The sequence below is a fragment of the Corynebacterium sp. c7Ub_26 genome (genome assembly GCF_053760365.1).
Genome location: NZ_JBSNBL010000001.1, coordinates 705437 through 731622, shown reverse-complemented (window position 1 = coordinate 731622; position 26186 = coordinate 705437). Strand labels below are relative to the sequence as shown.

Sequence of the window (26186 nt, the reverse complement as noted above, 5' to 3'; positions counted from 1 at the left end):
TCCGCCGTTCGGGGTTTTTGTGCTGGGTGAACGTACATCGAAGTTCTTTGAACGGTTGTGCGGGCCGGATCTCATGATATTCCCTTCGGAGTCACTGCTATCTCAACTATTCGGCCGATCCAATCCACGAACAATGCCAACAGTGCGACGAGTATCGCTCCAGAAACCAAGACACGGTAACGGAATAAGACGATTCCAGATTGGATCAGAGCACCGAGCCCACCAGCGTCAATAAAGGTGGCGAAGGCTCCGACACCTACTAATAAGACCAATGCAGTGCGAACACCATTGAGAATGACAGAGGACGCCAGAGGAATTTCGATGCGCCACAGTATCTGCCACGGCGTCATTCCCATGCCCTGAGCGCTTTCAATAAGTTCTTTGTCCACGCCCTGGAGTCCGGCGATGGTATTCGCCAATACGGGGAGAAATGCATACAAAGAGAGGGACAAGATAGCGACCGGAGTGCCAAAGCCCAACCACATCGCCAGGAGCACGATCACACCAATAACAGGTGCCGATTGCCCCGCATTACCGATTCCGGTGACGATGGAGACTAAAAACTTCATGCGCTGTCGCGTGAGCACGATCCCCAGAGGCAGACCCACAGCGAGCACGATAATCGCTGAGATCACGACGATGCGGAGATGCTCCAGAGTTCGACGACCAATCACTGACCAGGCCAATTGCCGCATTTCCACATCCGTCAGCGTTGTGGTCGTCCGCCATATGAACCAGGCCCCGAACACCACGAGGATAAGGATGGGCGTCCCAAAGACAAGGAGCTTATCCTCCTTAGTCATCTGCACATTGCGCATCTTGCTGGAGAGCCTACGACGTGGTGCGCGATGGGTATTGTGCGATTGCTCTGGTTGAAGGCTTCGTACCGTGGACAAGTCTTGTTGGTCCATCACTTTAGACATCGACATCACGTTCCGAGTCCGAGTTCCAGAGGATGGGTTTTGCCTCATGATCCGGTCGTGTTTGCTGGTGGACATACTGATTAACTTTGTCGTAGTTAATAGTGCCGACGTATCGATCGCGATCTGTCACCATCGCACCCCCATGGCTTGAGGAGAGCATGGAATCTAAGGCATTGTTCAGAGTGGATCGGAGGTCCACGACGGTTTGAAGTTTCACCGTTGGCGTCGGAACAAAGTCAAACCGTGAAATACCGTCGAGATAAACCCAGTCTTTAGGCGTTCCGCGCTCGTCGAGAATGACGACAGAATCTTCTCCAGCGCGCGTTACCCTTTCGGTAACCTCATCGACTCGATCACCTATGTGGCATATTGGCGGCTGATCGAGCTGCATATCCGATACCCTAAGAAGCGCTAACTGCTTTAACCGAGATCCTGATCCCACGAAATCAGCAACAAAATCATTAGCCGGGGATGCCAAAATATTTGGGGCGTGTCATATTGCTCAACAACCCCACCAACGTTAAAGATGACGATTTTGTCGCCTAGCTTGATTGCTTCATCAATGTCGTGAGACACGCAGATGATCGTTTTGTGCAGATCTTCTTGAATAGAAAGAAGCTCATCTTGCAGGTGGTTTCGCGTGATCGGATCCACGGCCCCAAAAGGCTCATCCATCAAAATGACCGGAGGATCAGCAGCAAGACCACGAGCAACCCCCACACGTTGTTGCTGGCCACCAGAGAGTTCACGCGGGTAACGGTCCCGATAGACCGATGGGTCGAGACCAACCATGTCTAAAAGCTCGTCCGTTCGAGCGCTGATATCACTCTTTTTCCACTTCAAAAGTCCAGGAACAAGCCCGACGTTGTCCCCTACTGTGAGGTGTGGGAGAAGACTTCCGCCCTGAATAACGTAACCAATTTTTCGTCGAAGCTCCGTGGCATTTTTCTTGGTCACATCATCACCGTCGATAAAAATATGCCCCGACGTCGGTTCAATAAGCCGGTTAATCATTTTGAGAGAAGTGGTTTTCCCACAACCTGACGGCCCGACGAACATGACGGTGTTACCGGCATTAATGGTGAGATCTAAATGCGTGACAGCCGGCGTCTCTTGGCCTGGAAACTTTTTCTGTACACCGTCGAGCACAATATCGACGCCGGATCGGCCTGAAGTTTCGACGACAGGGTTTGATCCTTGTCTCGCATGACCCGAATCTTGGATCCGGTGATGATGGGTATTTAATGATGACATTTTTACCTTCTCAAGCCTTGCGGGATTGTGAGCCGACCGAATCCAATAAGCGCAAAATCAACAATGAGCGCGACGATAACCACACCTATTGTTCCGACTACGGCGTAGTTCACAGCGTTCGCGCCGCCAATTTGGCTCAATCCGGTGTAGATTTAGCCACCAAGACCAGGCCCTAGTGCGTAGGCGGCGATAGCAGCGACTCCCATGGACATTTGAGCCGATACACGAATACCTGTCATGATAACTGGCCAGGCGATAGGTAACTTTACTTTGGTTAAAATTCCAAATGAGCTCATACCTTGCCCGCGGGCAGCTTCAACTACACTCGGGCTAACTCCATCTAAACCGACCACCGCATTTCGAAGTATCGGTAACGTGGCATAAAAACACACGACGACGATAGACGGTAGAGTCCCAATTCCGACTATTGGAATTAGCATTCCCAAAAGAGCGAATGATGGAATTGTGAGCCCGATAGCAGAAATAGCATTGGCAATAGGCGCTAGTGTGCGGAAAGACGTGACAATAACTGCCAAAATTAAAGCGATAATGGAAGCGATAATCAGCGACTGGATAACGAGACTTCCATGTTGGTAGCACCGGAAAAGAATGTCTTGCCACCGCGCAGAAATGAATTCCGCCATGCTGTGGTCAACTCCTCGATGACCATGACTTCGCAATGGCCATCAATCGTTAGAAGTACGTAGTGACCACTATAGGCCCCATCAAAGAATTCTGCAGAGTATCGAAAAAGAACAGTAAATGAATTTTTCGGGCGTCGAAAAATTCAACAGTTACGAATTCTTTCCTCTCACAATTTTTTCGATGGCCTCGAGACGCGATTGCAGGGCTCGCTCTTCGCCATGCGCGGTAGGCACGTAATAGTGCTGGTCTACCACCTCATCCGGCGGATATTGCTGTGTGACCACGCCACGAGGATCATCATGCGGGTACACGTATCCAACAGCGCTACCAATACGCTTCGCGCCTTCATAGTGGCCGTCACGTAAGTGTCGGGGGATAGCTCCAGCCTTCCCCTTCCTGACATCCTTGATCGCTGAGTCAATGGCCACAATCACCGCATTTGATTTCGCAGCGGTAGCAAGGTGAATGGTCGCTTGGGCAAGCGTGATACGCGCTTCAGGCATACCGATCATGGACACCGCATGCATCGCCGCGACGGCAGTCTGAAGGGCACGGGGATCAGCCATCCCGATATCTTCACTCGCAAGAATGACGAGCCGACGCGCTATAAACCGTGGGTCCTCCCCCGCTTCCACCATCCGCGCCAGATAGTGCAAAGCGGCATCAACGTCAGATCCACGAATGGACTTGATGAAGGCACTAATCACGTCATAGTGCTGATCCCCGTCACGATCGTATTTCACCAGCGCGCGATCAACATTATTGGCGACGATCTCCGGCGTGATGGTCTCACCATCGTCCAGTGACTGTGCTGACGCCTCCACATAGGTCAGTGCGCGTCGAGCGTCGCCCCCTGCCATTGCGACAATCGAGTTCACAGCGTCGTCATCGATACGAATTCTTCCAGCGAGCCCACGCTGTGATGAGACAGAACGGTGAATGACCGTGCGTATAGCCTCGTCATCCAAAGGCTCCAACTGAACTAGCAATGACCGTGAGAGCAGTGGCCCGACGACGGCGAAATTCGGGTTCTCAGTTGTAGCGGCAACAAGCAGCACGGTTCGGTTTTCGACGGCCGCGAGAAGCGCATCCTGCTGGGTTTTCGAGAACCTATGGACCTCGTCGATAAAAAGGACGGTCTGAACACCGTCGATAAGGGCTTGACGTGCTTCTTTGAGGACGCTCCGGATCTCTTTGACTCCAGAACTCAGAGCGGAGAGTACCCGGAAGCGACGGCCTGTCGTGGAGGAAACAAGGGACGCGATCGTCGTTTTACCGGTCCCCGGTGGGCCAAAGAGAATAACCGACGAATCCCCTGCTCCTTCGACGAGGCGGCGTAATGGCGAACCCTGCCCAAGAACGTGCTCTTGGCCGACCACCTCATCCAAGTTACGTGGCCGCATACGCACTGCTAGAGGCGCCGACGACCCGGGATGAAAATAGTCCGCCGACGAATCCGGTGAGAAAGAAGAGGTATCGAGCGGGTTGCCGAACAATCCGGACTGACCCGGGTTCGTGTCATCATCCGTCATATATGGGGTTCCTCATAAGTTACGAGCCGGAGCGCTCCAGATTTCTCACTGCCGTGCAGACCTCTCGGCTAAACGCTGAGACTGCGGGGAATCTGGGATCCTGGCCGCGCTCGGCTAAAGCTCCGAGAGCTTCAAACGTCTGAATAATGTCGCGACGAATGACCAGTTGATCTCGTGTTCGCGCACGACCGTGGAGGATATGCTGTCCCCTAAAATCAATGGACTGGTCCGGATCCGAATCCTCAGAGTCCTTCGTTCCGACGGTTCCACCGGCAGATGTGCTGTCTTCGCCGCTATCAGTGGTGAGCCGTACCTTATCGATCAGCGCGGTGAGTCCTCCAGCTTCCAAGATGGCTAGTGACAGAAGTGACCACCCCACCAGGGCGGTGACTATTCTCGCCCGCAAGCGTTCATCGTTAAGGACATTGGGCCACATTCCGCTCACTTCGTGACGCCACGCATCAACAAACTTGCGGCTGAGTTCTCCGTTAAGAGCAGTGCCCTCGGCGTATTGAGGGAAGCCAGCAATTACGCACGCAACGTCGAAGGTGACATCGCGGAATCCGGCCCACTCAAAGTCGAGATACGTGATCCTGTGGTTTCCACACAGAATGTTGTCGGGTGAGAGGTCGAAGGGAGTAAAGGCCCTGTGCTGCCCCGACGCCAACCGTCGTGATGAGTCGGCAGCAAAGTCTGACACTTCTGCCGGAACAGAAACGCCGAGCTTCCCCACCATGCTCAATCCGTAATCAATGGCGTCAGTAAGGACGCGTCCACGGGCGACGACTAACTCACGGCCGGCTTTTGCGCGGGACATCATGCGGCGGAGTAGCGTTGCGAAATCGTCTTCGGCTCCAGCGGTCGCACGATGCATGCGCCCCAAGGATGTTCCGAGCCGCCTCACCAATTTCGCTTTGTCGTCGTCAGAGCTGGTGTTCCACACCTCGATCAGATTATCGACGGAACCAGCGTCTGTGGTGACCATCAACCGCTTGTCCAGGTCATATGCCAACATGACCGGACCAGGGCGAGATTCGTTCGCCAGCGAATTGGTGAATTGATAAGCGACGATCTCACGAACGAGTGCTGGATCAGGGCCGCTCAGCGACTCTGGCGGCAGTTGCTTAATGATCACTGTTCGTTCATGCAAGAACGGGTTAGTGGCGACGCGCGCACGTAAGACTAACGCAGACCCTGACCCTCCTAGATCCTCTGGATCGGACAGGTGGGGTTGGCCGCCAAGCCTGTTACCCAATAAGTCAGAGGCTGCGCTCATGACCGCATCAGTGGATAGCACTGTGTGCCACTACTCCTTGTCTACGCCGGGACATTCCCGTTCCATCACGTACAGTAAACCCGCCGAAACGCTGTTCGCATGGAAAATCAGTTCTTCGTTTCTTTCTTCTTCGGTTTAGCGTCGATGCCTGATTCTTTGCGCTGCTCAGGAGTGATGGGCGCTGGTGCATCAGTGAGAGGATCGACGCCACCACCGGACTTCGGGAATGCAATGACATCACGAATGGACTCAAAGCCACCCAACAGGGAGACGATACGATCCCATCCGAAGGCGATACCGCCGTGCGGCGGGGCACCGAACTTCATTGCCTCAAGGAGGAATCCGAATTTCTCCTGTGCCTCTTCGTCCGAAATACCCATGACATTGAACACACGCTGCTGCACGTCCGACCGGTGAATACGGATTGAGCCGCCACCGATCTCGTGTCCGTTACAGACGATGTCGTACGCGTAGGACAGTGCAGACCCAGGATCTTTATCAAAGGAGTCCATGCACTCTGGCTTCGGGGACGTGAAGGCGTGGTGGACGGCGGTCCATGCGGAGTGCCCTAAGGCCACGTCGCCTTCTGCCGTCGCGTCAGCTGCCGGCTCAAAGAGCGGAGCATCAACAACCCAGGTAAATGCCCAATCGCCTTCCTTGATAAGGCCCAGCTTCCGGGCAACTTCACCTCGGGCTGCGCCTAACAGCGCGCGAGATGATTTAGCATCGCCGGCCGCGAAGAAAATGCAATCGCCAGGCTTGGCTCCGACATGGTCAGCGATACCTTCGCGTTCAGCGTCGGTAATGTTCTTTGCGACGGGGCCGGAGAGTTGGCCGTCGTCGCCAACGAGAATATAAGCCAGTCCTTTGGCGCCGCGCTGCTTTGCCCAGTCCTGCCAGGCGTCCAGCTGACGTCGCGGCTGGGAAGCTCCACCCTCCATGACGATTGCGCCAACGTAGGGGTTCTGGAAGACACGGAATGTGGTGTTAGCGAAGAACTCCGTGCACTCCACAATCTTGATGTCGAACCGGAGGTCAGGCTTATCCGACCCGTAGTACTTCATGGCGTCGGCGTAGGTCATGCGCGGGATCGGAGTCGGAATGTCGTACCCGATCTCTTTCCAAATGGCGGTGAGGATTTCCTCGGCAACGCTAATGACGTCGTCCTGGTCGACGAAGCTCATCTCGACGTCGAGCTGCGTGAACTCAGGCTGACGATCAGCGCGGAAATCTTCGTCGCGGTAACAGCGAGCGATCTGGAAATACCGTTCCATGCCGCCAACCATCAGCAGCTGCTTAAACAGCTGAGGAGACTGCGGGAGGGCATAGAACGAGCCCGGACGTAAACGAGCGGGAACAAGGAAGTCACGAGCACCCTCCGGCGTCGACCGCGTCAACGTGGGAGTCTCGATTTCGTGGAAGTCGTGCTTCAGGAGCACTGACCGCGCGGCCTGGTTGACATTCGAGCGGAGGACCAAGGCATCGTGCTGGGTTTTCCGTCGAAGATCCAGGTAGCGGTATTTGAGGCGAGTTTCCTCACCAACTTCACCGGATGATGACTGATCATCAATCTGGAAAGGCAACGCGTCCGACGCATTCAAAATGGTCAGTTCATTGACGTTCAACTCGATGGCGCCCGAATCCAAGTTAGGATTCTCGGAGCCCTCGGGACGAGCGTCGACTACACCCGTCACCCGGATGCAGTACTCGCTGCGAAGGTGGTGCGCCTGTGCAGCAACATCAGAATCGCGGAAAACAACCTGCGCCAAACCCGATCGATCGCGTAAGTCAATGAAAATCACGCCACCGTGATCACGACGGCGAGCGACCCAGCCACTCAATGTCACGGTCTGGCCTACATGGTGAGAACGAAGTTCACCGGCAAGGTGTGTGCGATGCACAGGGCAGTCCTTCCAAAATATCGTGAGAGATCTATCACTAGAGTGAGGCGATACCACCTATAAACGGTTGTTGGCACACTCGGCCCATCACTCTACCCGATACCCAATCCTATTTGGCGTCCGGCTCTCTACTTCTGTGCAGCATTTGGCAGAATATGAGACGTGACGTTTAAGAATGATTTTCAGGCCTCGGGCTCGCGCGCTTCCCACGGTGGTGGACGGATCGCCGCAGGTGGTGGCATAGGCTCCATCGTTATAGTCGGCTTATACCTCCTGCTTGGTGGAAATCCGGCTGATCTTATTAATAGCAGTGGCGGGGGTGGACACGACCAAGCCAACCGCGAGGAATGTAAATCTGGTGCTGACGCGAACAAATATGATCACTGCCGCGTCGAATACACAGGTATTTCGCTGGACAGGGTGTGGAGCAGGATTTTGCCCGAACAGGCGAATATCGACTACACCAAGCCGGGCTTAACTCTATTTTCTGGGTCAACCTCGACGGGGTGCGGACAGGCTAGCTCCTCAACCGGCCCGTTCTATTGCCCGTCAGACTCCACAGCCTATTTCGATACGTCATTCTTCCAACAGCTGAAAGACATGGGCGGCTCCAATGGCCCCTTCGCGCAGGAGTACGTCGTTGCCCATGAATTTGGGCACCATATCCAAAACCTTCAGGGCACGCTGGGATTGAGCGACTACAACAACCCCGGGGAAGACTCCAACGCTGTCAAGATGGAGCTTCAGGCGGATTGCTACGCCGGGATATGGGCGAACCATGCTGCTCAAGGTGATGACGCGATCCTTGAACCACTCAGCGATGACCAAGTCCAGCAAGCAGTGACTACTGCCCAAGCCATTGGCGATGACGCCATCCAAAAACAATCAGGCCAGTCCGTCAATCCAGACCAGTGGACACACGGATCATCAGAAGAGCGTAAAAGTTCTTTCCTCAAGGGGTATAAGAACGGCACGATGAGCGCGTGTAAACAATCGTTTAACGAATAACACGGTGGCTCCTTTTATACCGTCGACCACCGTCGAATACTGATTTATTAATCCTTAGGAGTTCACAATGCCCGTCCATGTCCCGACCCCGCACTCGTCGGCTGACTCAGATTTACCAGAATCAGATCGTGATAGGTTGGCTCGCGAGCTCGCCATCCTCGTCGACGATTTTGACGGCACTATTACCTTTGACGACGATGTTATCGCTGCACATTCCCACGACGAAGCTCCCCAACCGACGAGTGGCCGCGCCTTGGCCCTTGTGAGAGCCAGAAGCATCGCCGACGTCCAAGCTGTCGTTCGATTCGCATACGAACACGGCATCCCCGTCGTGCCTCAAGGAGCCCGAACAGGCTTAACTGGTGGAGCTAATGCTAAAGAAAACTGCATTCTGCTCTCGGTGAAGTCGATGGATCGCATCCTGGAGATTAGTGAACTCAACCAGACGGTCACGGTAGAGCCCGGCATTGTTAACCAGGACCTTAAAGATGCGCTCCGGCCGCATGGGCTACTGTATCCACCTGATCCAGGATCGGTGGGAATGTCCACCATCGGGGGAAATATTGCGACCAACGCCGGCGGAATGTGCTGCGTGAAATATGGCGTTACCCGAGATTTCGTGCGTGAACTCAAGGTTGTCCTTCCCGACGGAACTCTGACTCGAGTAGGCCACAAAACTGCGAAAGGCGTTGCAGGGCTCGAGCTCGCTCAGCTTTTCGTCGGTTCAGAAGGAACCCTAGGGGTCATCGTAGAGGCCACCCTTCGGCTAATACCCCTGCCACCTACCCCGTTAACCGCAGTGGCCACATTCCCCTCGGAACGAGATGCTGTAGAAACGGTTGCCGCCTACATGGGGGCCGGGTACCGACCCTCCATGTTTGAGATGCTGGACGGTCTCACCATTTCTATGCTCAATGAACTCGGGGATTTCGGTCTCGACGAAAATGTCGGTGCCATGCTGATCATGCAATCTGATTCGACGACAGCGAAGGAAGACGCCGAAGAATTTACAACTATTGCGGACAAACGCAATGCCATCGACATTGCGTTTTCGGATAACCCCGCAGACAACGATGCTCTTGTTGCCGCTCGACGGATGGTTCATCCGGCCAACGAGTTGTACCAGCGGAATCACGGTGGCGGACAACTGATTGAGGACATTTGCATTCCTCGATCCTCCATGGCGGATTTCTTCGATGGTTTGGCCGAGATTCGGATGAACACCGGGGTCGTCATCGCGGCCATTGCGCATGCTGGCGACGGGAATACGCACCCAGCCTTGTTCTTCGACGCTGATGACCAGGAATCCTGCGCTCGTGCCCAAGACGCGTTTGAGCAGATTATCCACCTCGGGTTATCCCTCGGAGGCACGATTACGGGCGAACATGGCGTCGGAAATCTCAAAAGCAAGTGGCTCCCCCATGAATTGGATGAGGGAGCGCAAAACTTACACCTTGCTATCAAGCAGGCAGTTGACCCGGATTCGATCATGAACCCTGGGGGTATGTACCACTACCTACACTGATAGCCGGCCACGAATTTCTTGAACGACCTGGTCGAGGGGGACAGCAGTTTGTTCACCTTCGTGTAGGTCCTTGACCTGCACGATGGATTTAGCCAGCTCGTCTTCCCCAAGAACCAGTGCAAAACGAGCACCTGCGCGGTCGGCGGCTTTCATCGAGCCTTTGAGCCCACGATGTCCATACGACATGTCCGCGCGCACTCCGGATTGACGGAGGTCATTAATGATAACGGGCATGCGTCGGTGCGCCTCCTCCCCCATGGCCACGCCGTACACGTCCACTCGGCTCCCGTCCGTCACCGTCTTCTTCTCTGTTTCCAACGCGAGAAGTGCGCGCTCCACGCCGAGCCCGAAGCCCACACCAGAGAGGTCACGCCCACCGAGTTCAGCCATCAGACCGTCGTAGCGGCCTCCCCCACCAATGCCAGACTGAGCACCAAGATCATCGTGGACAAACTCGAAGCATGTCTTCGTGTAATAGTCCAGGCCACGCACCATGCGCGGATTGATCGTGTACGGAACCGACAGGTCATCCAAAATTCCAGTGACCGTCTCGAAATGCGCGCGAGCCTCGTCGGAAAGATAATCAAGCATCAGCGGTGCGTCAGCCGTCATTTCCTTGACTTCTGGACGCTTGTCGTCCAAAACCCGGAGCGGATTAAACTTTGCACGGTGCTGTGTTTCTTCATCCAGTGGTAGCGACGTCAGGAAGGTCTGGAGTTTCTCCCGGTATGCAGGCCGGCAGGTGGAATCCCCCAACGATGTCAGTTCCAGCCGGAATCCCGTGAGACCCAACGATGTAAAGCACCGATACGCAAGCGCGATAACCTCGGCATCGAGGGCGGGATCATCAACACCAATGGCCTCAACACCGACTTGCTGGAACTGACGATACCGGCCGGCCTGTGGCCGCTCATAGCGGAAGCACGGCCCTGCATAAACCAGCTTTGCGGGGAGCTGACCACGATCAAGTCCGTGCTCAATGACTGCCCGCATCACTCCAGCTGTGCCTTCGGGACGGAGCGTCATCGAACGTCCGCCTCGGTCTTCGAAGGTGTACATCTCTTTTGTAACGACGTCGCTGGACTCCCCAACTCCCCGAGCAAAGAGCGAAGTATCCTCGAAGATCGGAAGCTCAACTGGCTCATACCCAGCTACCGTCGCACAATGATGAAAAGTCGAGCGAACAGCGTTGAACTCGTGAGAATTCGGCGGAACATAATCAGGAACGCCTTTGGGAGCAGTGAATTTACGTGGCTTCGAGGATGTACTCACGGATTCACACTATAGCGAATAGGGACAATCGGCTGGCCGACCGACGTCGACACCGCGTGCTGTAACCGCCCCTCAACGAGGTCACACTTGCTATAGGCCGCGGAGAAATGGATTCTGCTGAACCTCCTCCTCGATGGAGGTGCTTGGTCCATGCCCAGGAAGAATCATGGTCTTTTGCGAAAGCTTCTTAACGACGTCGGCCAGCGTCGATTTCATGGAGTGCGGATTGGAACCGGGCAAGTCCGTCCGACCAATGCCTCCGCGGAAGAGAACGTCGCCTCCGAAACACGTCTCCCCCAGAAAAAGCATGGTCGAACCAGGGGAATGCCCAGGTGCCCCAACGACTGTGAACGTGCCGACGGCTGTCTCGAGAGTAGTCTGCCCGCCAATAGCGACTTCAGGATAGCTGCCACGCTGCGGATCGGTGACGGAATCATCCATCCACGAAATGTCGTAATGCTCTACACGTTCGGGCTGCTCCATGTGGCTATGGTCAAGAATGCGATCAATGTCCCGGAAGGCGCCATCGCTGTCTTCGAGCATGAATACATCGGCCTCGTGGAGCCAAACTGGAACTGAAAAACGGTTGGCGATAATTCCCGCATCGCGGCTGTGATCCAGATGCCCGTGCGTCAAATACACTCCAGCGACGGTGAGGTCATGGTCATCCATATACGATAAAACGGGTACATGGGCTCCGTATCCCGGGCAATAACGATGGCCTCGTTGCCACGCGTACATATGTAGCAACTCGTGCTTAAGGCTCCGACTGTGGTCATGGTGATAGTCACGTCGTTAGTCATAAGACCATGGTAGGCATAGTAGGATGTCGGAGCGGGAAACTAGTCGCCGCCTATCACGTGCAATTATTATCACGTGCAACTATGGTTCTGCAGCCCCAACCGTCATTCACAAGACTGATAGAAAGTGATTGTTTGTGAGCACCAACAAAGAAAGGCGCGAGGAAGCCTTCTCAGCGCTAGAGAAAGAGCTGAAAAAGCGTAACCGTGTGGAGAAGGCACGGCCCCTCGGAGTCGTCGTCGCTACTGTCGTCATCCTCGTCGCAGTAGCTGGCGGGATTTATTGGGCAGCAACGTCTGGCGGTGACGACCACGACAACACAGCAGCATCCGCTGAAACAACGACCAACGGCGATTCGGTCACGTGTGACTACACCAAGGCCGACCAGCCTGATTCGAAACAAGCCGATCTCCCTAAGAGCGACAACGTGTCGAAAAAGGGAACAGTAAACGTCACCCTGCACACGAACCAGGGCGATATCCCTCTCACCATGGATCGTTCCAAGTCCCCGTGTACGGTCAATGCGATTGAGTCTCTTGCAAAACAAGGGTTCTACAACGACACAGTGTGCCATCGGCTCACTACAGAAGGCATTTTTGTCCTGCAGTGCGGTGACCCCTCAGGCACGGGCAAGGGCGGCCCAGGTTTCACGTTCAAGGATGAATACCCCTCAAACTCCGTGTCCGACAGCGACAAAGAGGGAACATTTGACTACAAGCGCGGGACTCTCGCGATGGCAAACTCCGGTGAGGACACCAACGGATCTCAGTTCTTCCTCGTGTACAAGGATTCACAGCTACCCCCCAAGTACAACATTTTCGGTTCGATTTCCGACGACGGTCTGAAAACCATCGATGGTATTGCCGCCAAGGGCGCAAAGCCTCAGGATGAAAGCGGCAATACCGCGCCGAATGAAGAAGTTAAGATCACCAGTGCTGCAGTGAGCTAGCGCTTAAAGCTCCATCGCGATCGGGCTTCAGAATGCCGGCATCACCTTCGATGTCGGCATTTTTCATATAACAGTGCTGCGATACAAATGTGCCGCGTGACAGCACACGATCAATGTGTCACGCGGCAGCACATCCCCCGCTAGTACCCTCGTTCAATCCACTCCTCGAGATGAGGAGCTTCCTCACCGATCGACGTCGCATCACCGTGCCCCGTGTACACTTCCGTCCGCTGTGGCAGCGTCAGGATCCGTGTCTTCAACGAATCGATAATTGTCGGGAATGATGAAAACGATCGTCCCGTCGCGCCGGGCCCACCGGCGAATAAGGTGTCGCCGGAAAGAAGGACATGTGCCTCGGGAAGGTACAAGCAGCACGACCCCGGTGAATGGCCCGGAGTGTTAATGACCGACATCGCTGTGTCGGCGATGCTGAACTGTTCCCCATCTTCGAGGCCCTCGTGGGCGACTCCGGGATGGGTTTGCTCCCACAACATCTGGTCACCGGGATGGACGAAGATCCGCGTGTCCAGTTTTTCTGCCAACTCTGGCGCGACCGTGATGTGATCGTTGTGCGCGTGGGTGCACACAATACCCTTCACAGTGCGGCCAGCGACGGCATCGATGATCGGATCGGCCGTGTGGGCAGCGTCGATAATGATGCATTCAGAATTGTCGCCGATAACCCAAATGTTGTTATCGACTTCCCACTCGCCACCGTCGAGTGCGAACACACCGTGCGTGACGACCCGGCTAATTTTTAGGCCCGATTCGCTCTGACCTTCAGTTGTCAGTTTCCAGGAATCCATCGTTATACCACCACCACAGAGCGCAAAACATTGCCCTTTTTCATGGTCTCGAAAGCGTCCTCGACTTCATCGATGCCGACGCGCTCGCTGATGAACTTGTCCAAGGGGAATTTCCCTTGCTGGAAGAGAGAGACGTACATGGGGAAATCGCGTTCTGGTAGGCAATCTCCGTACCAGGATGGCTTGATGGCTCCTCCGTGGGAGAAGACGTCCAGGAAAGGTAGCTCGAGTTTCATGGTCGGTGTTGGAACACCAACGAGAACGACGCGGCCAGCGAGATCGCGCATGTAGAACGCCTGAGTAAAGGTCTGCGGGACGCCGACAGCGTCGATGGCGACATCGACACCGAAGCCATCTGTGAGGTCCTTGACCGCCTTGACGACTGGTTGGTCTTCGGGAGAGGCATCCTCATCGTCGCCCTCGGAGGCCAACGACTCGGGGTTGATCGTGTGCGTCGCACCGAACTCCTTGGCTTTTTCTAATTTGTCATCGGAGACGTCGATAACAATGACCTTCGTCGCACCGGCTAAAGCTGCACCAGCAACGGCGGCCATGCCAACACCGCCAGCGCCGATCACGGCGACGGATTCACCGCGCTTGACCTGCCCCGTATTAACGGCTGCGCCGAGTCCTGCCATCACGCCGCACCCCAACAGGCCTGCGGCGGCGGGATCGACGTCGGGATCAACCTTCGTGCACTGCTTCTCATGGACCAGTGTCTTTTCGGCAAAAGCGCCAATTCCCAGCGCTGGTGTCAGCTCGGTTCCGTCGGTCAGTGTCATGGGCTTCGACGCATTGAACGTGTTGAAGCACAGGTGCGGCTCTCCCCGTTTACACGCGCGGCACTCGCCACACACTGCGCGCCAGTTCAAAACGACCGTGTCCCCCTCGGCCACATGAGTGACTCGTGAACCAATCTGCTCGACGACGGCGGTCGCCTCATGCCCGAGTAAAAATGGATAGTCGTCGTTGATACCGCCATCGCGGTACGCCAAGTCCGTGTGGCAAACCCCGCAGGTTTTAATCGATACAATAACGTCGTTATCACCTGGTTCCGGAATAACGATGTCTGTTAACTCAACGGGCTCCTTTTTTGCCCGGGAGATAACGCCCTTCACTGTTTGTGATGCTGCAGTCATAAAACATCGCCCTTTCTCATTAATGGACCGTCATCGAGTGTAATGAAGTCTTGTACACTCCGCTGTGTCATAGAAAAAGGAGATCAATCAGGGCTTATGCGATCGAGGCTGAGACTGCTGTTACCAGCAAATATACATTACTAAATATAAATTATTTTCAATAACGCGTTGTAGTGCCCAATTACAACTTGTGCAGTTACCCCTCTGGAAGAAGTTAAGGAATGCCCGAAGGCCACGTCATTCATCGGCTCGCTTCATCACTGAACCGCGAATTCGCCGGACATGAAACTGTTGTTAGCTCGCCACAGGGGCGATTCGCAACAGAGGCTGATCAGCTCAACCACACCGTGCTTAAGCACGCCGAAGCGCACGGAAAACACTTGTTCATTGACTTCGCGGCTAACCAGGCGGCACATATCGTTTATATTCATTTAGGTCTCATCGGAAGCCTTCGTATCTCTGACCTCGCGGAGCCACGCGGTCAGGTTCGTTTACGAATAGCCTCCGACTCACGGGCAGCTGATTTACGCGGTCCACAGTGGTGCCGGCTCATCACCGATGAAGAAAAAGACACGGCTATTGGGAAACTCGGCGCTGACCCACTCGACCCACACGCCGACCCCAATCGCAGCTTTCAACGAATCAAACGGTCCTCGAAACCGATTAGTACCTTGCTGATGGATCAGCACATCTTCGCAGGCGTCGGAAATATTTACCGCGCCGAAACGCTATTCAGGTTAGGGTTTAACCCTGAGCTGCAGGGTAAAGATCTTACCGACGACGACCTTCATGCGATATGGGATGACCTCGTCGAAACAATGACGATGGGGTTCCGCGTGGGGAAAATCGACACCGTTCGGCCAGAGCACATGCCTGAGGCCATGGGGCGGGAACCACGCGTCGATGCTCATGGTGGCGAGGTTTATGTTTACCGACGCGCCGGACTGCCTTGCTACATCTGCGGAACCACTGTTGTCGAGCGCAAAGTCGACGGCAGAAACCTCTTTTGGTGCCCCACGTGCCAGGCATGACGCCTCTAACCGCCCGACGTGACCCGGAAAACGTCGAAGACACCTTCAACGTTCCTCAGCTGGGTCATCAAGTAGCCAAGCTGTTTGACGTCAGAGACCTCGAACGTGAAACGGACCACCGCAACGCGATCTTCAGCAGTGTGAGAATTCGTCGCCAAGATAGCGACTTTCTGTTCTGACACGGCCCGGGTGACGTCGGATAGCAACCCTTGGCGGTCAAGCCCTTCGATTTGCAGCGTCACCGTGAAGACAGCTCCACTGCGCTCTGCCGCCCATGATACCGAAATCAGGCGTTCAGGTTCTTCTTTCAGCTTCGGAGCGTTAGTGCAGTCTGTGCGGTGGACACTCACCCCGCCACCTCGGGTCACGAATCCGAAAATGTCGTCGCCGGGGACGGGAGTACAGCACTTGGCCAGCTTCGCCATGTAGTCGGCGTCGCCTTCAACAAGAACCCCCGCCGAATAGGCACGAGAATTCTTCTTTGACCTGAGCTGAGACAAAGGAGTGCGGGCGGCAAGCGCATCTTCCGCCTCCTCTTGTCCCCCAAACTGCTCCATTAACAGGTTAACGACGCGACCAGCCGTGATGTTGTTATTGCCAATCGCGGTATACAACTGGTCGACGGAGTTAAAACTCAGTTGGCCAGCGATAGTTTGCATCGATTCGGGAGTAAAGAGCCGATGCATAGGCAGCCCGCCCCGCTGGATTTCCGCGGCGAGCGCATCCCGGCCCGCCTCCAAAGCAACTTCTCGACGCTCCTTCGCGAACCACTGACGAATCTTCGACTTCGCACGCGGCGACACGACGAATGATTCCCAGTCCTTCGATGGGCCGGCGTCCGGATCTTTCGACGTAAAAACCTCGACCCTATCACCAGTGTGGAGCTCCGACTCGAGCGCGAGAAGCTTGCCGTTCACCTTCGCACCGATACACCGGTGCCCCACTTCGGTGTGGACAGCGTAGGCGAAGTCGATAGGCGTCGATCCCGATGGCAGAGTGATCGCGTCCCCTTTCGGGGTAAACACGAAAATCTGGTTTGAGGAGAGATCAAACCGCAGGTTCTCCATGAATTCGTTGGGGTCGGCAGATTCCCGTTGCCAGTCGAGAAGCTGACGCATCCATGCCATCTGGTCCAGTTCTTTTGCAGAACCTTTGTTGTGTCCCTTGGTCTCCTTGTATCGCCAATGCGCCGCAATGCCGAACTCAGCGTTGTAGTGCATTTCATGGGTCCGGATTTGGATCTCGAGAGGTTTATTATCCGGCCCGATCACCGTCGTGTGGAGCGATTCATAAACCCCATAGCGGGGCGTAGAAATATAGTCTTTGAATCTCCCGGGCATCGGCTGATACAGCGTATGTACAGCTCCCAGTGCGGCGTAGCATTCCTGCACGGAGTCGACGAGGACACGGAGTCCGACGAGGTCGAAGATTTCATCAAAGTCTCGGCCGCGAACGATCATCTTTTGGTAGATCGACCAGTAGTGTTTCGGTCGCCCCACGACCTCCGTACTGATGTGGTAGTCCTTGAGCCGGGCTTGTAGCTCTTTCGACACTCGGGCGATATATTCATCGCGCTTCGGCGCCCGATCTGCCACCAATCGCACGATTTCTTGGTACTTCTTGGGGTACAAAATGGCGAAGGAGAGATCTTCTAGCTCCCACTTCACGGTCGCCATGCCCAGCCGGTGAGCCAGCGGAGCAATGACCTCCAAGGTTTGCCGAGCTTTCCTTGCCTGCTTTTCCGGCGGGAGGAAACGCATTGTGCGCATATTGTGCAGGCGATCAGCAACCTTAATGACCAGCACGCCGGGATCGTCGGCCATTGCGACAATCATTTTCCTGATCGTCTCGGCTTCCGCGGCTGACCCCAAGGCCACTTTGTCCAGCTTGGTGACCCCATCCACCAAGTGAGCCACTTCAGGACCAAAGTCGTGCTCAAGTTGTTCGAGCGTGTAATCAGTGTCTTCCACCGTATCGTGCAGCAGCGCTGCGACAATCGTGGTGGTATCCATGCCGATCTCAGCGCAAATCGTCGCTACGGCAAGCGGGTGAGTAATGTACGGTTCGCCAGACTTACGAAAAACACCGTCATGCAATTGCGCCGCGGTCCCATAGGCACGGTTGATGAGAACAACATCCGCTTTCGGGTGAACCTTGCGATGAATAGTCAGCATCGGTTCCAAAACCGGATTATATTTTGCACGATTCTGCCCCGTCAGGCTTCGAGCCAGACGAGCACTCACCGAACCAACCCGAGAGGGCGACCGATCACTCACTACGCTCCCCTACCACCGTTAGAGGAAGGTCGGCCAGGCGTTTCCGACCTTCCAAAGCTTCAACTTCGAGAATAACGGCCAATCCAGCGACATTCGCCCCGGCTTCCTCCAGGAGAGCCCGGGAGGCACACAAGGTGCCACCTGTGGCAAGAACGTCGTCGATAAGAACAATATTCTTTCCCTGAATATTCAGGCCTTCTCGGGGAATTTCCAGTGCCGCATGGCCATATTCCAAGTCATAGCCTCGATGAAAAACCGGCGGCGGGAGTTTACCTTCCTTGCGCACTGCGAGGATCCCGAGCCCCAGTTGGTACGCCACAGCAGAACCCAAAAGGAATCCACGAGCGTCGAGCCCGCCGATGATGTCTGCGTGATAACTCCGAGCAGCCTCGGCTAATTCGTCGACGATTAATCGGAAGGCGCCCGCATCTGCCAGCACCGGAGTGAGGTCTTCAAAAACCACACCTTCAGACGGAAAACCAGGCACGCGGCGAACTAAGTTTGCCACTGCATCGGCTGCGGATGAATACTCACTGTCGGTCATCTAATTCTGATCTTTCTTCCATCGATCCATGTTCCAGCCGACCCCAACATTCGAGGTGCTAGGCACTAGATTACTCACTGCGTTGTGTACGACCACGGCGCGGGGTTCAGCAGACAATGGGATCGTCGGCATGCTATCCCATAATTCTTCTTCCGCTTGCCAACGCTCATCGATGGTTCCACCGACGAATGTCGAGGTCGAAAAGTACGTTGTGGGGTCAACCGCCTGGAGGAAAATGTCGGCTCTGTCCGTTAGAGCAGTGCTATCCGCATGGTCTGTCGAGACATCATCGACGGTAATTCCACTCTCTTGGCAGGACTCGCGAATGGCATTTGCCATGGCAGCGTACCGATCATTCGCGCGGTCGTACGACAAACGAACTGTGGATCCCTTCGCTGCCTTTCGGGCAGCAGCGGTGTCGTGATTTCCATGCTTTAGCGCGACATCGCTGACCGCATCGAAGGACGAGCTCGTCGCCGGCGTCAATCGAAGTTTATAGGCTGGAACCTTTATTGATGAGTGGGCTGACGATGCTTCGGCAACAGCGGCCCAATCAATGCACTGCGATACCGCTTGGCGCATGCGTTTACTTGCCATGACCCCGTGGTCGGCAGGGATGAGCGAGTCAATCCGACGTGAGAGCATTGTCATCGCACCGTATTTCTCCGAATCCACCGTCAAACGTGATGCAGAGGCCGAGGAGCCACCCTCGTGCGGAACTGAGAATGCGGGGAATCCCTAATTATCGTTCGTCGCTGGTTTATTTGCTTCCGACGACGGCATCGCTTCACTGGGAGCGTTAGATGCGGACGAGGTTGGTACCGCTGACGAGGTTGGCGTCGGTGATGAAGATGGAGCAGCTGACGAGGACGTCTCAGATGCTGGCGATGTCCTGGATGGAGATGTCTCGGCTGATTCTGCCGTGGATGGTGACGGCTCAGATAGTTCTGCTGAACCTTTCCCCTGCGATAAACGGAACTCGGAGGGAAGAGCTTGATCATTATCAACGACTCTGAGTGATTTGTGGTGAGCAAGGTCGCTCAGAGACGCTGAGCGAGGATAGACCACGATGTCATCGATTTCCGCCGGGTCACCCCACCAGTGAGGATTCTTTTGAAGCGTTACTGACCGCGTATGTGTAGTCGGATCCTTATCCATGATCGACTTAACCGAATACGGTCCAGTGGACACAATATTCTTAAGATTGTCTTCTTTCAGGAGAAAACTCTTCTTCCACAGATCGCCCACTTTTTTGACTATTTGGTAGTCCGCAGATTCCAGCGCACCAGTTAAATCGTCAACCCCAGCGTGCGAAGCAATGATCTGGGAGGGCATAACGGACCCGGCAGGAAAAAGATTCTGGTATCGGGACCCGTATCCGCGGGCAAAATTCACCCGGAACTTTTTCTCGTTATGCCGGCATGTAACTGATTCAACCTGTTCCAGAAGAGGATTATCGGAATCAAAATATTCTTTTTTATGCTGGGCAAACCATGCCAGGTAAAAGTCATCACAGGTAACCGGTTTGCCATCCGAATATTGGGCCCGTGGGTTGATGACGTATTCAGCACTCCGGTTCTCGTCGGGTGCCTGAATTGACGTGAAAAGATCGTTATTGACGAAGGCCTGACCGTTGGGGCCATCGATGAAAGCTCCGGGATATAAGCGGACGGATAATCGCGCTGCATCGGAGGCCTGTCCTTGTGAACTAGCACCGTTAACAGTGGTGAGGGTGCTGCCACTTACGTAGGCGAACCCGGCGTTTGTGTGGTCATCGCCTGCATCGTCATTGGTATCGCAGGCGGCTAAACCTGTGACTAATAAGGCTCCCGAAAAGGCCGTCATAATCTTGCGGACGCGGGCACGTGGGGAACGCGGTAGTGAAGGCATTGCCGACGGGAACTGGGGACGTGACTTCTTGAATCGCTGTAACACGGATGGAGCCGATCGTGTCAGAAAATGGACGTACAAAGCGCACTGATGCCGTATTCGTAAGAACACAGGATGTGCTGTTAAGAAAAGTTTAGCGCCCTTGCTTCGGATTAATGAGCAAGGGCGCTGTACGGCGGAAATTCTAACTACACGACCGGTTAAGAACGTGCCATGCGGAACGCTAAGCCAGGAAACGCAATGCGTAAATCTTCTATCCGAAGAACACGCGTTGGGTATCGACTCAGCTTCTAGTTTCCATCAAAGGGTGAGTTGTTGCGACGGCGGTTGTCGTCGGGACGCCATGACGCGCCGCCTCCTTCACGACTGTGGAACCTGCCCGCCTCGGGATCTCGATCGGAGTGGTGAACGACACGTGATGAGCCTCTCCTCCGTGAGGAGCGTGCCGATGGCTCTGAATCTGAGCTTTCACTAGGAGTGATCTCTGATCCATCACTGGTTACGGCAACCCGTTCATCCTCTTGGTTCGACGACTCAGCCTTGCGAGATTCTTCGACACGTTTGGTGTGCTCGGAATACTTCTTCTGACGAGACTTGAGCGAAACCAAGATTGGCGTCGCCAAGAAGATGGAGGAGAACGTTCCTTCGATGACACCAAGTAGCTGCACGAGCGAGAGGTCTTTGAGTGTGCCCACGCCGAGCAACCAGACCGCAACGACCATCAATGCGCCGATCGGGAGGATCGAGAACAATGACGTCGAAATGGAACGCATCATCGTCTGGTTGACGGCGAGGTTAGCTTGCTCGGCGTAGGTCGACGTAGTCGTCTTTGTCAGCCCCGCGGTGTTCTCGTGAACCTTGTCGAACACGACCACGGTGTCGTACAGCGAGTAGGACAGGACCGTTAGCAAACCGATAACCGATGCTGGTGACACTTCGAAACCAATGATCGAATACAGCCCTGAGACCACAATCGCGTCAACGGCAAGTGCTGATATAGCCGCAATAGCCATATCGCGTTCAAAGCGAACCGTGATGTACAGGAAGATCAGCGCGAGGAAAACGATCAGCGCTAGAACCATGCGGTGGGTAATCGTCGATCCCCACGAGTTACTCACGGTCGAATCACCGATAGAGTCGGGAGCTTCTTTACCCGAGGCGTCTTTCGGGTGGTATTTCGAGAACAAGGCTTCCCGAGCCTCGGAGATCTCGTCGTCGTTAAGATGCTTTGACTCGATTTCCACATTGCGAGCGTTACCAGAGCCAATGATCTGGACCTGTTGGGCCTCGACCCCAGTGGCTTCGTGGAAGGTGTCGGCGACTTCGGTCTTGGACACGTCACCGGCGGGCATCGTTATCTTGGTACCGCCCTCAAAGTCGATGCCCAAGGTAAATCCACGGAAAATAATGGATACAAGGCAGATCACCAAGATGATGGCGTAAATGCCATACCAGCGACGACGCTGGGCGACGAACTCAATTCCGCCTTCACCGGTGTAGATACGTTCGAAGAAAGGCCGTTTACTCATTACTTCTCCTCCTTCGAGGTATCGACACGCGATGAGCCGCCCGACGATGACTCATCAGTTTCTGAGAGACTATCCGCGAGCTTGATGTGCCGCCGTACAGGTTGATCCTCTTTGGCGTTTTCAGCGCGCTCAACGTCATACGGAAGCTTGATACCGGCAGCACGGCGACGCTCCGCAACACGCATGACCGCTCCGAGCCCGTTCACAGACGGCTTCGAGAAGAATGGCTTGCGCGACGCCAGAATAATCAGCGGTGCCGAAACCAGGAACACCACGAACAGGTCGAAGACTGTCGTTAAACCAAGGGTGAAGGCGAAGCCTTTAACGTCACCAACAGCCAAAATGTACAACACGACAGCTGCGATCAAGGAGACCAAGTTACCGGACAAGATAGTGCGACGAGCACGCTCCCAGGCCTTTGGTACTGCAGATCTGAATGTTCGGCCATCGCGTATCTCATCTTTAATACGCTCGAAGTAGACCACGAAGGAGTCCGCGGTAGTACCGATACCGATGATCAAGCCGGCGATGCCCGCGAGGTCAAGGCTGTAGCCAACCCACCGTCCGAGTAGGACGAGGCTGCCGTAGATGAGTAACGCCGAGAGCAGCAGCGAGAAAATCGTGATGACGCCGAGCCCGCGGTAGTAGGCCAGCGCATAGAGAGCGACCAAGATTAAGCCGATGCCTCCAGCGATAAGTCCTGCTTTCAGCGAAGCAAAACCAAGCGTGGCGGGAATGGTGGTGGCGGTACCACCCTTCTCACCGTTCTCACCAGCGAAGCTGATGGGCAGAGCACCATACTTAAGGTTATTCGCTAAGTCTTTAGCCTCGGCCTCGGAGAACTTACCAGTAATCTGGGTCGTCGAACCGGCGGGCGTCGGTGACTGAATCGTCGGAGCAGAAATCACTTCAGAGTCGAGAGTGATTGCGACCTGCTGGCCCTGATACTTTTGCGTCACTTCGGCCCACGTATCGCCACCCTTATCTTTATTGGATGTCTTGAACTTGAACGTGATGGCCATTTGCCCGCTGTTGGAGTCGTACCCACCAGTAATCGGAGAATTGGTATCGATTTCCTCACCAGTGAGCCGCTGGGGATCTTTCTTCCCCTCCTGCCCCACTAAAACTGGTGCGGCATCAAGCAGGTGAACGCTCTTATCTTGATCACACGTCACGAGCGGTTTGGCCGGATCATCTTGGCCTGCCAATGGATCCGATCCCTTACATTCCAACAAGGATCCCGCTGCTTGCAAAGTAGTCGGATCTTCTGATTGCCGATCCTTGAGCAGCATGGCAGATGTTTGTTCACGCTGCTTGTTTTCTTCGATGGAGTTGGCTGGCTTAGCCTCTGGCTTCGCCGTGATCTTCATCAACTCGGGAATAGCAAAAGCCTCTTGCCCCTGGGCTTGACCACTGCTGTTGTATTGCTCCAAATGCTTCTTCAGCTCGTCAAGGGCTTTCTGGGCATTATCCGGTGAAATCACATCCGCTTTTACCCATCGATTAGCCATATCGGCGACGGTCTGCGCCAGCTTGCCCCGATCAACTTCCTGGGCAGCAGCTTGTTGGTTAAGCACTGGGCGGAACAACAATTGGGATGTCTGTCCCAAGTTCCTCGCTTGAGCGGAATCATCGCCAGGGACGGTAATGACGAGTGTGTTCCCGTCGGTCTGCACTGTTGCCCCGGAGACGCCCATGCCATTGACGCGGTTTTCGAGGATTTTCCGGGCCTGCTCGAGCTGATCGTTGGACGGCTGAGAACCTTGAGGCACCAAAGTCACTCGGGTTCCGCCCTGAAGGTCAATGCCTAACTTAGGTTCAGGCTTTTTATTTCCCGTGAGGAACACCAGAAGGTACACCGCTACGAGGAAAATGACGAAGATACCGATGGCACGATACGGCCATCGGGATTTTGTGGAGCGAGCTCTGTTCTTCCGGGCTGCCAAAAGAGTCTCCCGTCGTATGAAGGTCACATTAGGCTCATGTCGGCCTATTCAAACTTCAGAAAGTCTACCCCTAGGCTTCACGCTGCATCGTCTTACCCCGGGGGTCGGCGTTTCGCGTATAGCGTTCGAACCAGCGTGAAGCCGAAGGTTATGTCATGTCTGCTGTCGATGTACTGTACTCGCGCATCTACTCTGCGCGATTGTCAGTCACGACTGGGCACTATCGATTGCGATTTTATTTATCGGTGGTCGACGAGTCCGTGGAGGCATCGATGCTGCCATTGTTCTGGACCGGCGAGTGGTGGTGGGAGTCAACAGCAGCCTCATCACTAGCGCTCGGCTCGCCGGTTGAACCGTGATCTGTCGACGTCTCCTGCATCGACACAGTTGACTGCCCCTGGGACTCACCAGCGGCTGACTCAGTAGTGCTTGGCGATTCCTGTTGCGCAACTGGTCCCAAAATGCCTTTGACGGCCCACTCAACGACAACCCCAGGCGCAATTTGCAAGTCGAGGACGTCGCCCCGTACCGCAACGACGCGACCGTGCAAACCTCCGGCTGTCTCAACAGCCATGCCAGGCTGCAGTTGGGAGCGAAAATCCTGGATGCGCTTCATGCTCTTGTTCTGCCGGACAATTTGCATGATGGACAACGCCAGGAAAAGGATGAGGATAATTATCCATAGACCGTTCATGGCACCATCTTGGCATAGAGCAGGGACATTGAGTCAATTCTTTTAACTTGGCGGACTATCTGGCAAGCGTCCCGGAAAGCTTTACTCCTGGATAACGCTGTCTTGATCCAGAGGAACCTTAGAAAAAGGCACCAATTGTCCCCTCTGGAGGCTCCAGCCCCTGATGTTTCCATGCTTCGGCTGTGGCAACACGGCCACGCGGAGTGCGAGCAATCATCCCAGCCCTAATCAAATACGGTTCGCACACCTCCTCGACCGTGGTGGGCTCTTCGCCTACGGCGAGCGCCAATGTCGACACACCGACGGGTCCACCCCCATGTCCCCGGACGAGCGCGTCGAGAACAGCACGGTCGAGACGGTCGAGGCCCTTCTCGTCGACGTCGAACACCAAGAGCGCAGCCTTCGCTGCTTCTACTGTGATCACGCCCCCAGAGTGGACGTCGGCGTAGTCCCTCACCCGTCGCAGCAAACGGTTAGCAATACGGGGTGTACCGCGACTCCGCGACGCAATTTCCTTGGCAGCGTCGGCCTTAATGTCGATGTCGAGTAGACGTGCCGCACGCGTGACAACTTTTGTGAGGTCAGCCGCCGAGTAAAACTCCATCTGCGCGGTGAATCCAAAACGGTCACGCAGCGGCCCCGTCAACATTCCTGCTCGGGTGGTCGCCCCCACCAAGGTGAAGGGGGGTAAATCCAAGGGAATGCTCGTTGCACCCGGGCCTTTTCCGACGATAACGTCGATGCGGAAATCCTCCATCGCCATGTACAGCATTTCTTCTGCCGGGCGGGCCATGCGGTGAATTTCGTCGATGAAGAGGACATCCCCCTCCATCAAATTCGACAGCATGGCGGCGAGATCACCGGTCTTTTCCAGCGCAGGGCCCGACGTCATCCGCAGTGACGTACCCATCTCCTGGGCAATAATCATCGCCATGGTTGTCTTACCCAAGCCCGGCGGGCCAGCCAAGAGAATGTGATCAGGGACCACTCGACGAGCCTTGGCCCCAGAGAGAACCAACTCTAATTGCTCCCGGACCTTGGACTGCCCAATGAACTCGTCCAAGCTACGCGGACGCAGTGACAATTCGGCATCGGCATCGTCGCTTTGTTCGGTCGGATCAACAGGACGAATTCCGGAAGCAAATTCGTCATCTTTTCCCATTATGCCCGCCGGCCCGCCCCGATTCTGAGAGCGACCTTTGTCATCGGGTAGTTGGAACTCAGTTTTTTCGATGTTGCCCATCT

Annotated in this window: 20 protein-coding genes and 2 pseudogenes; 4 read left to right on the top strand and 18 right to left on the bottom strand. The window is 55.0% G+C overall.

What is annotated here, in order from left to right; all coding sequences use genetic code 11:
- Nucleotides 1-71: 71 nt before the first annotated feature.
- The 6 genes and pseudogenes from ACWORE_RS03135 to aspS form a co-directional block, all read right to left on the bottom strand.
- Nucleotides 72-803 (bottom strand): ABC transporter permease, encoded by a 732-nt coding sequence (locus tag ACWORE_RS03135; protein WP_455302509.1) that lies wholly within the window; start codon nucleotides 801-803, stop codon nucleotides 72-74.
- A gap of 112 nt (nucleotides 804-915) precedes the next feature.
- Nucleotides 916-2177, bottom strand: a pseudogene (locus ACWORE_RS03130) (ABC transporter ATP-binding protein).
- Between the two features lie 2 nt (nucleotides 2178-2179).
- A pseudogene (locus ACWORE_RS03125) lies at nucleotides 2180-2821 on the bottom strand (ABC transporter permease).
- A gap of 150 nt (nucleotides 2822-2971) precedes the next feature.
- Nucleotides 2972-4354, bottom strand: a complete 1383-nt coding sequence (locus ACWORE_RS03120) for a replication-associated recombination protein A (protein WP_406604597.1) — start codon at nucleotides 4352-4354, stop codon at nucleotides 2972-2974.
- 19 nt (nucleotides 4355-4373) lie between these two features.
- Complete coding sequence (locus tag ACWORE_RS03115; protein WP_455302508.1) at nucleotides 4374-5651, bottom strand: phosphotransferase family protein; 1278 nt, start codon at nucleotides 5649-5651, stop codon at nucleotides 4374-4376.
- Between the two features lie 86 nt (nucleotides 5652-5737).
- Entirely contained in the window at nucleotides 5738-7531 is a 1794-nt protein-coding gene (gene aspS, locus ACWORE_RS03110) for an aspartate--tRNA ligase (protein ID WP_406604599.1), read from the bottom strand.
- 162 nt (nucleotides 7532-7693) lie between these two features.
- Between aspS and ypfJ the strand changes: the two genes are divergently transcribed.
- A complete protein-coding gene (ypfJ, locus tag ACWORE_RS03105) occupies nucleotides 7694-8539 on the top strand; it encodes a KPN_02809 family neutral zinc metallopeptidase (RefSeq protein ID WP_012731655.1) in 846 nt (281 codons plus the stop codon).
- Nucleotides 8540-8606: 67 nt separating this feature from the next.
- Entirely contained in the window at nucleotides 8607-10064 is a 1458-nt protein-coding gene (locus tag ACWORE_RS03100) for an FAD-binding oxidoreductase (RefSeq protein ID WP_455302506.1), read from the top strand.
- On the opposite strand, the gene hisS is transcribed toward ACWORE_RS03100, so the two are convergent.
- Nucleotides 10056-11336, bottom strand: a complete 1281-nt coding sequence (gene hisS, locus ACWORE_RS03095) for a histidine--tRNA ligase (RefSeq protein ID WP_455302505.1) — start codon at nucleotides 11334-11336, stop codon at nucleotides 10056-10058. The genes ACWORE_RS03100 and hisS overlap by 9 nt on opposite strands.
- Nucleotides 11337-11426: 90 nt before the next feature.
- Nucleotides 11427-12077: an MBL fold metallo-hydrolase gene (locus tag ACWORE_RS03090; RefSeq protein ID WP_455302504.1), complete on the bottom strand. Its 651-nt coding sequence runs from the start codon at nucleotides 12075-12077 to the stop codon at nucleotides 11427-11429.
- Nucleotides 12078-12273: 196 nt separating this feature from the next.
- On the opposite strand from ACWORE_RS03090, the gene ACWORE_RS03085 reads away from it, so the two are divergent.
- A complete protein-coding gene (locus ACWORE_RS03085; protein ID WP_455302503.1) occupies nucleotides 12274-13086 on the top strand; it encodes a peptidylprolyl isomerase in 813 nt (270 codons plus the stop codon).
- A 140-nt stretch (nucleotides 13087-13226) separates the two neighbouring features.
- On the opposite strand, the gene ACWORE_RS03080 is transcribed toward ACWORE_RS03085, so the two are convergent.
- Nucleotides 13227-13892: an MBL fold metallo-hydrolase gene (locus ACWORE_RS03080; protein ID WP_455302502.1), complete on the bottom strand. Its 666-nt coding sequence runs from the start codon at nucleotides 13890-13892 to the stop codon at nucleotides 13227-13229.
- A 2-nt stretch (nucleotides 13893-13894) separates the two neighbouring features.
- Nucleotides 13895-15031: an S-(hydroxymethyl)mycothiol dehydrogenase gene (locus ACWORE_RS03075; protein ID WP_455302501.1), complete on the bottom strand. Its 1137-nt coding sequence runs from the start codon at nucleotides 15029-15031 to the stop codon at nucleotides 13895-13897.
- 221 nt (nucleotides 15032-15252) lie between these two features.
- On the opposite strand from ACWORE_RS03075, the gene ACWORE_RS03070 reads away from it, so the two are divergent.
- The gene (locus ACWORE_RS03070; RefSeq protein WP_455302500.1) at nucleotides 15253-16062 is read left to right on the top strand and encodes an Fpg/Nei family DNA glycosylase; all 810 of its coding nucleotides are present in this window, start codon (nucleotides 15253-15255) and stop codon (nucleotides 16060-16062) included.
- A 5-nt stretch (nucleotides 16063-16067) separates the two neighbouring features.
- On the opposite strand, the gene ACWORE_RS03065 is transcribed toward ACWORE_RS03070, so the two are convergent.
- The 8 genes from ACWORE_RS03065 to ruvB form a co-directional block, all read right to left on the bottom strand.
- Complete coding sequence (locus tag ACWORE_RS03065; protein WP_455302499.1) at nucleotides 16068-18338, bottom strand: RelA/SpoT family protein; 2271 nt, start codon at nucleotides 18336-18338, stop codon at nucleotides 16068-16070.
- On the bottom strand, nucleotides 18331-18882 hold the full coding sequence (locus ACWORE_RS03060) for an adenine phosphoribosyltransferase (protein WP_012731664.1): 552 nt from the start codon (nucleotides 18880-18882) through the stop codon (nucleotides 18331-18333). The genes ACWORE_RS03065 and ACWORE_RS03060 overlap by 8 nt, the downstream gene beginning before the upstream one ends.
- The gene (locus tag ACWORE_RS03055; RefSeq protein WP_455302497.1) at nucleotides 18883-19533 is read right to left on the bottom strand and encodes a hypothetical protein; all 651 of its coding nucleotides are present in this window, start codon (nucleotides 19531-19533) and stop codon (nucleotides 18883-18885) included.
- 87 nt (nucleotides 19534-19620) lie between these two features.
- A complete protein-coding gene (locus ACWORE_RS03050; RefSeq protein WP_455302495.1) occupies nucleotides 19621-20817 on the bottom strand; it encodes an ABC transporter substrate-binding protein in 1197 nt (398 codons plus the stop codon).
- Nucleotides 20818-21062: 245 nt separating this feature from the next.
- Nucleotides 21063-22301: a protein translocase subunit SecF gene (gene secF / locus ACWORE_RS03045; protein ID WP_455302493.1), complete on the bottom strand. Its 1239-nt coding sequence runs from the start codon at nucleotides 22299-22301 to the stop codon at nucleotides 21063-21065.
- Nucleotides 22301-24247, bottom strand: a complete 1947-nt coding sequence (gene secD, locus ACWORE_RS03040; protein ID WP_455302619.1) for a protein translocase subunit SecD — start codon at nucleotides 24245-24247, stop codon at nucleotides 22301-22303. The genes secF and secD overlap by 1 nt, the downstream gene beginning before the upstream one ends.
- 235 nt (nucleotides 24248-24482) lie before the next feature.
- A complete protein-coding gene (locus ACWORE_RS03035) occupies nucleotides 24483-24941 on the bottom strand; it encodes a preprotein translocase subunit YajC (RefSeq protein ID WP_455302491.1) in 459 nt (152 codons plus the stop codon).
- A 118-nt stretch (nucleotides 24942-25059) separates the two neighbouring features.
- Nucleotides 25060-26184 (bottom strand): Holliday junction branch migration DNA helicase RuvB, encoded by a 1125-nt coding sequence (gene ruvB / locus ACWORE_RS03030; RefSeq protein WP_406604611.1) that lies wholly within the window; start codon nucleotides 26182-26184, stop codon nucleotides 25060-25062.
- Nucleotides 26185-26186: the final 2 nt, after the last annotated feature.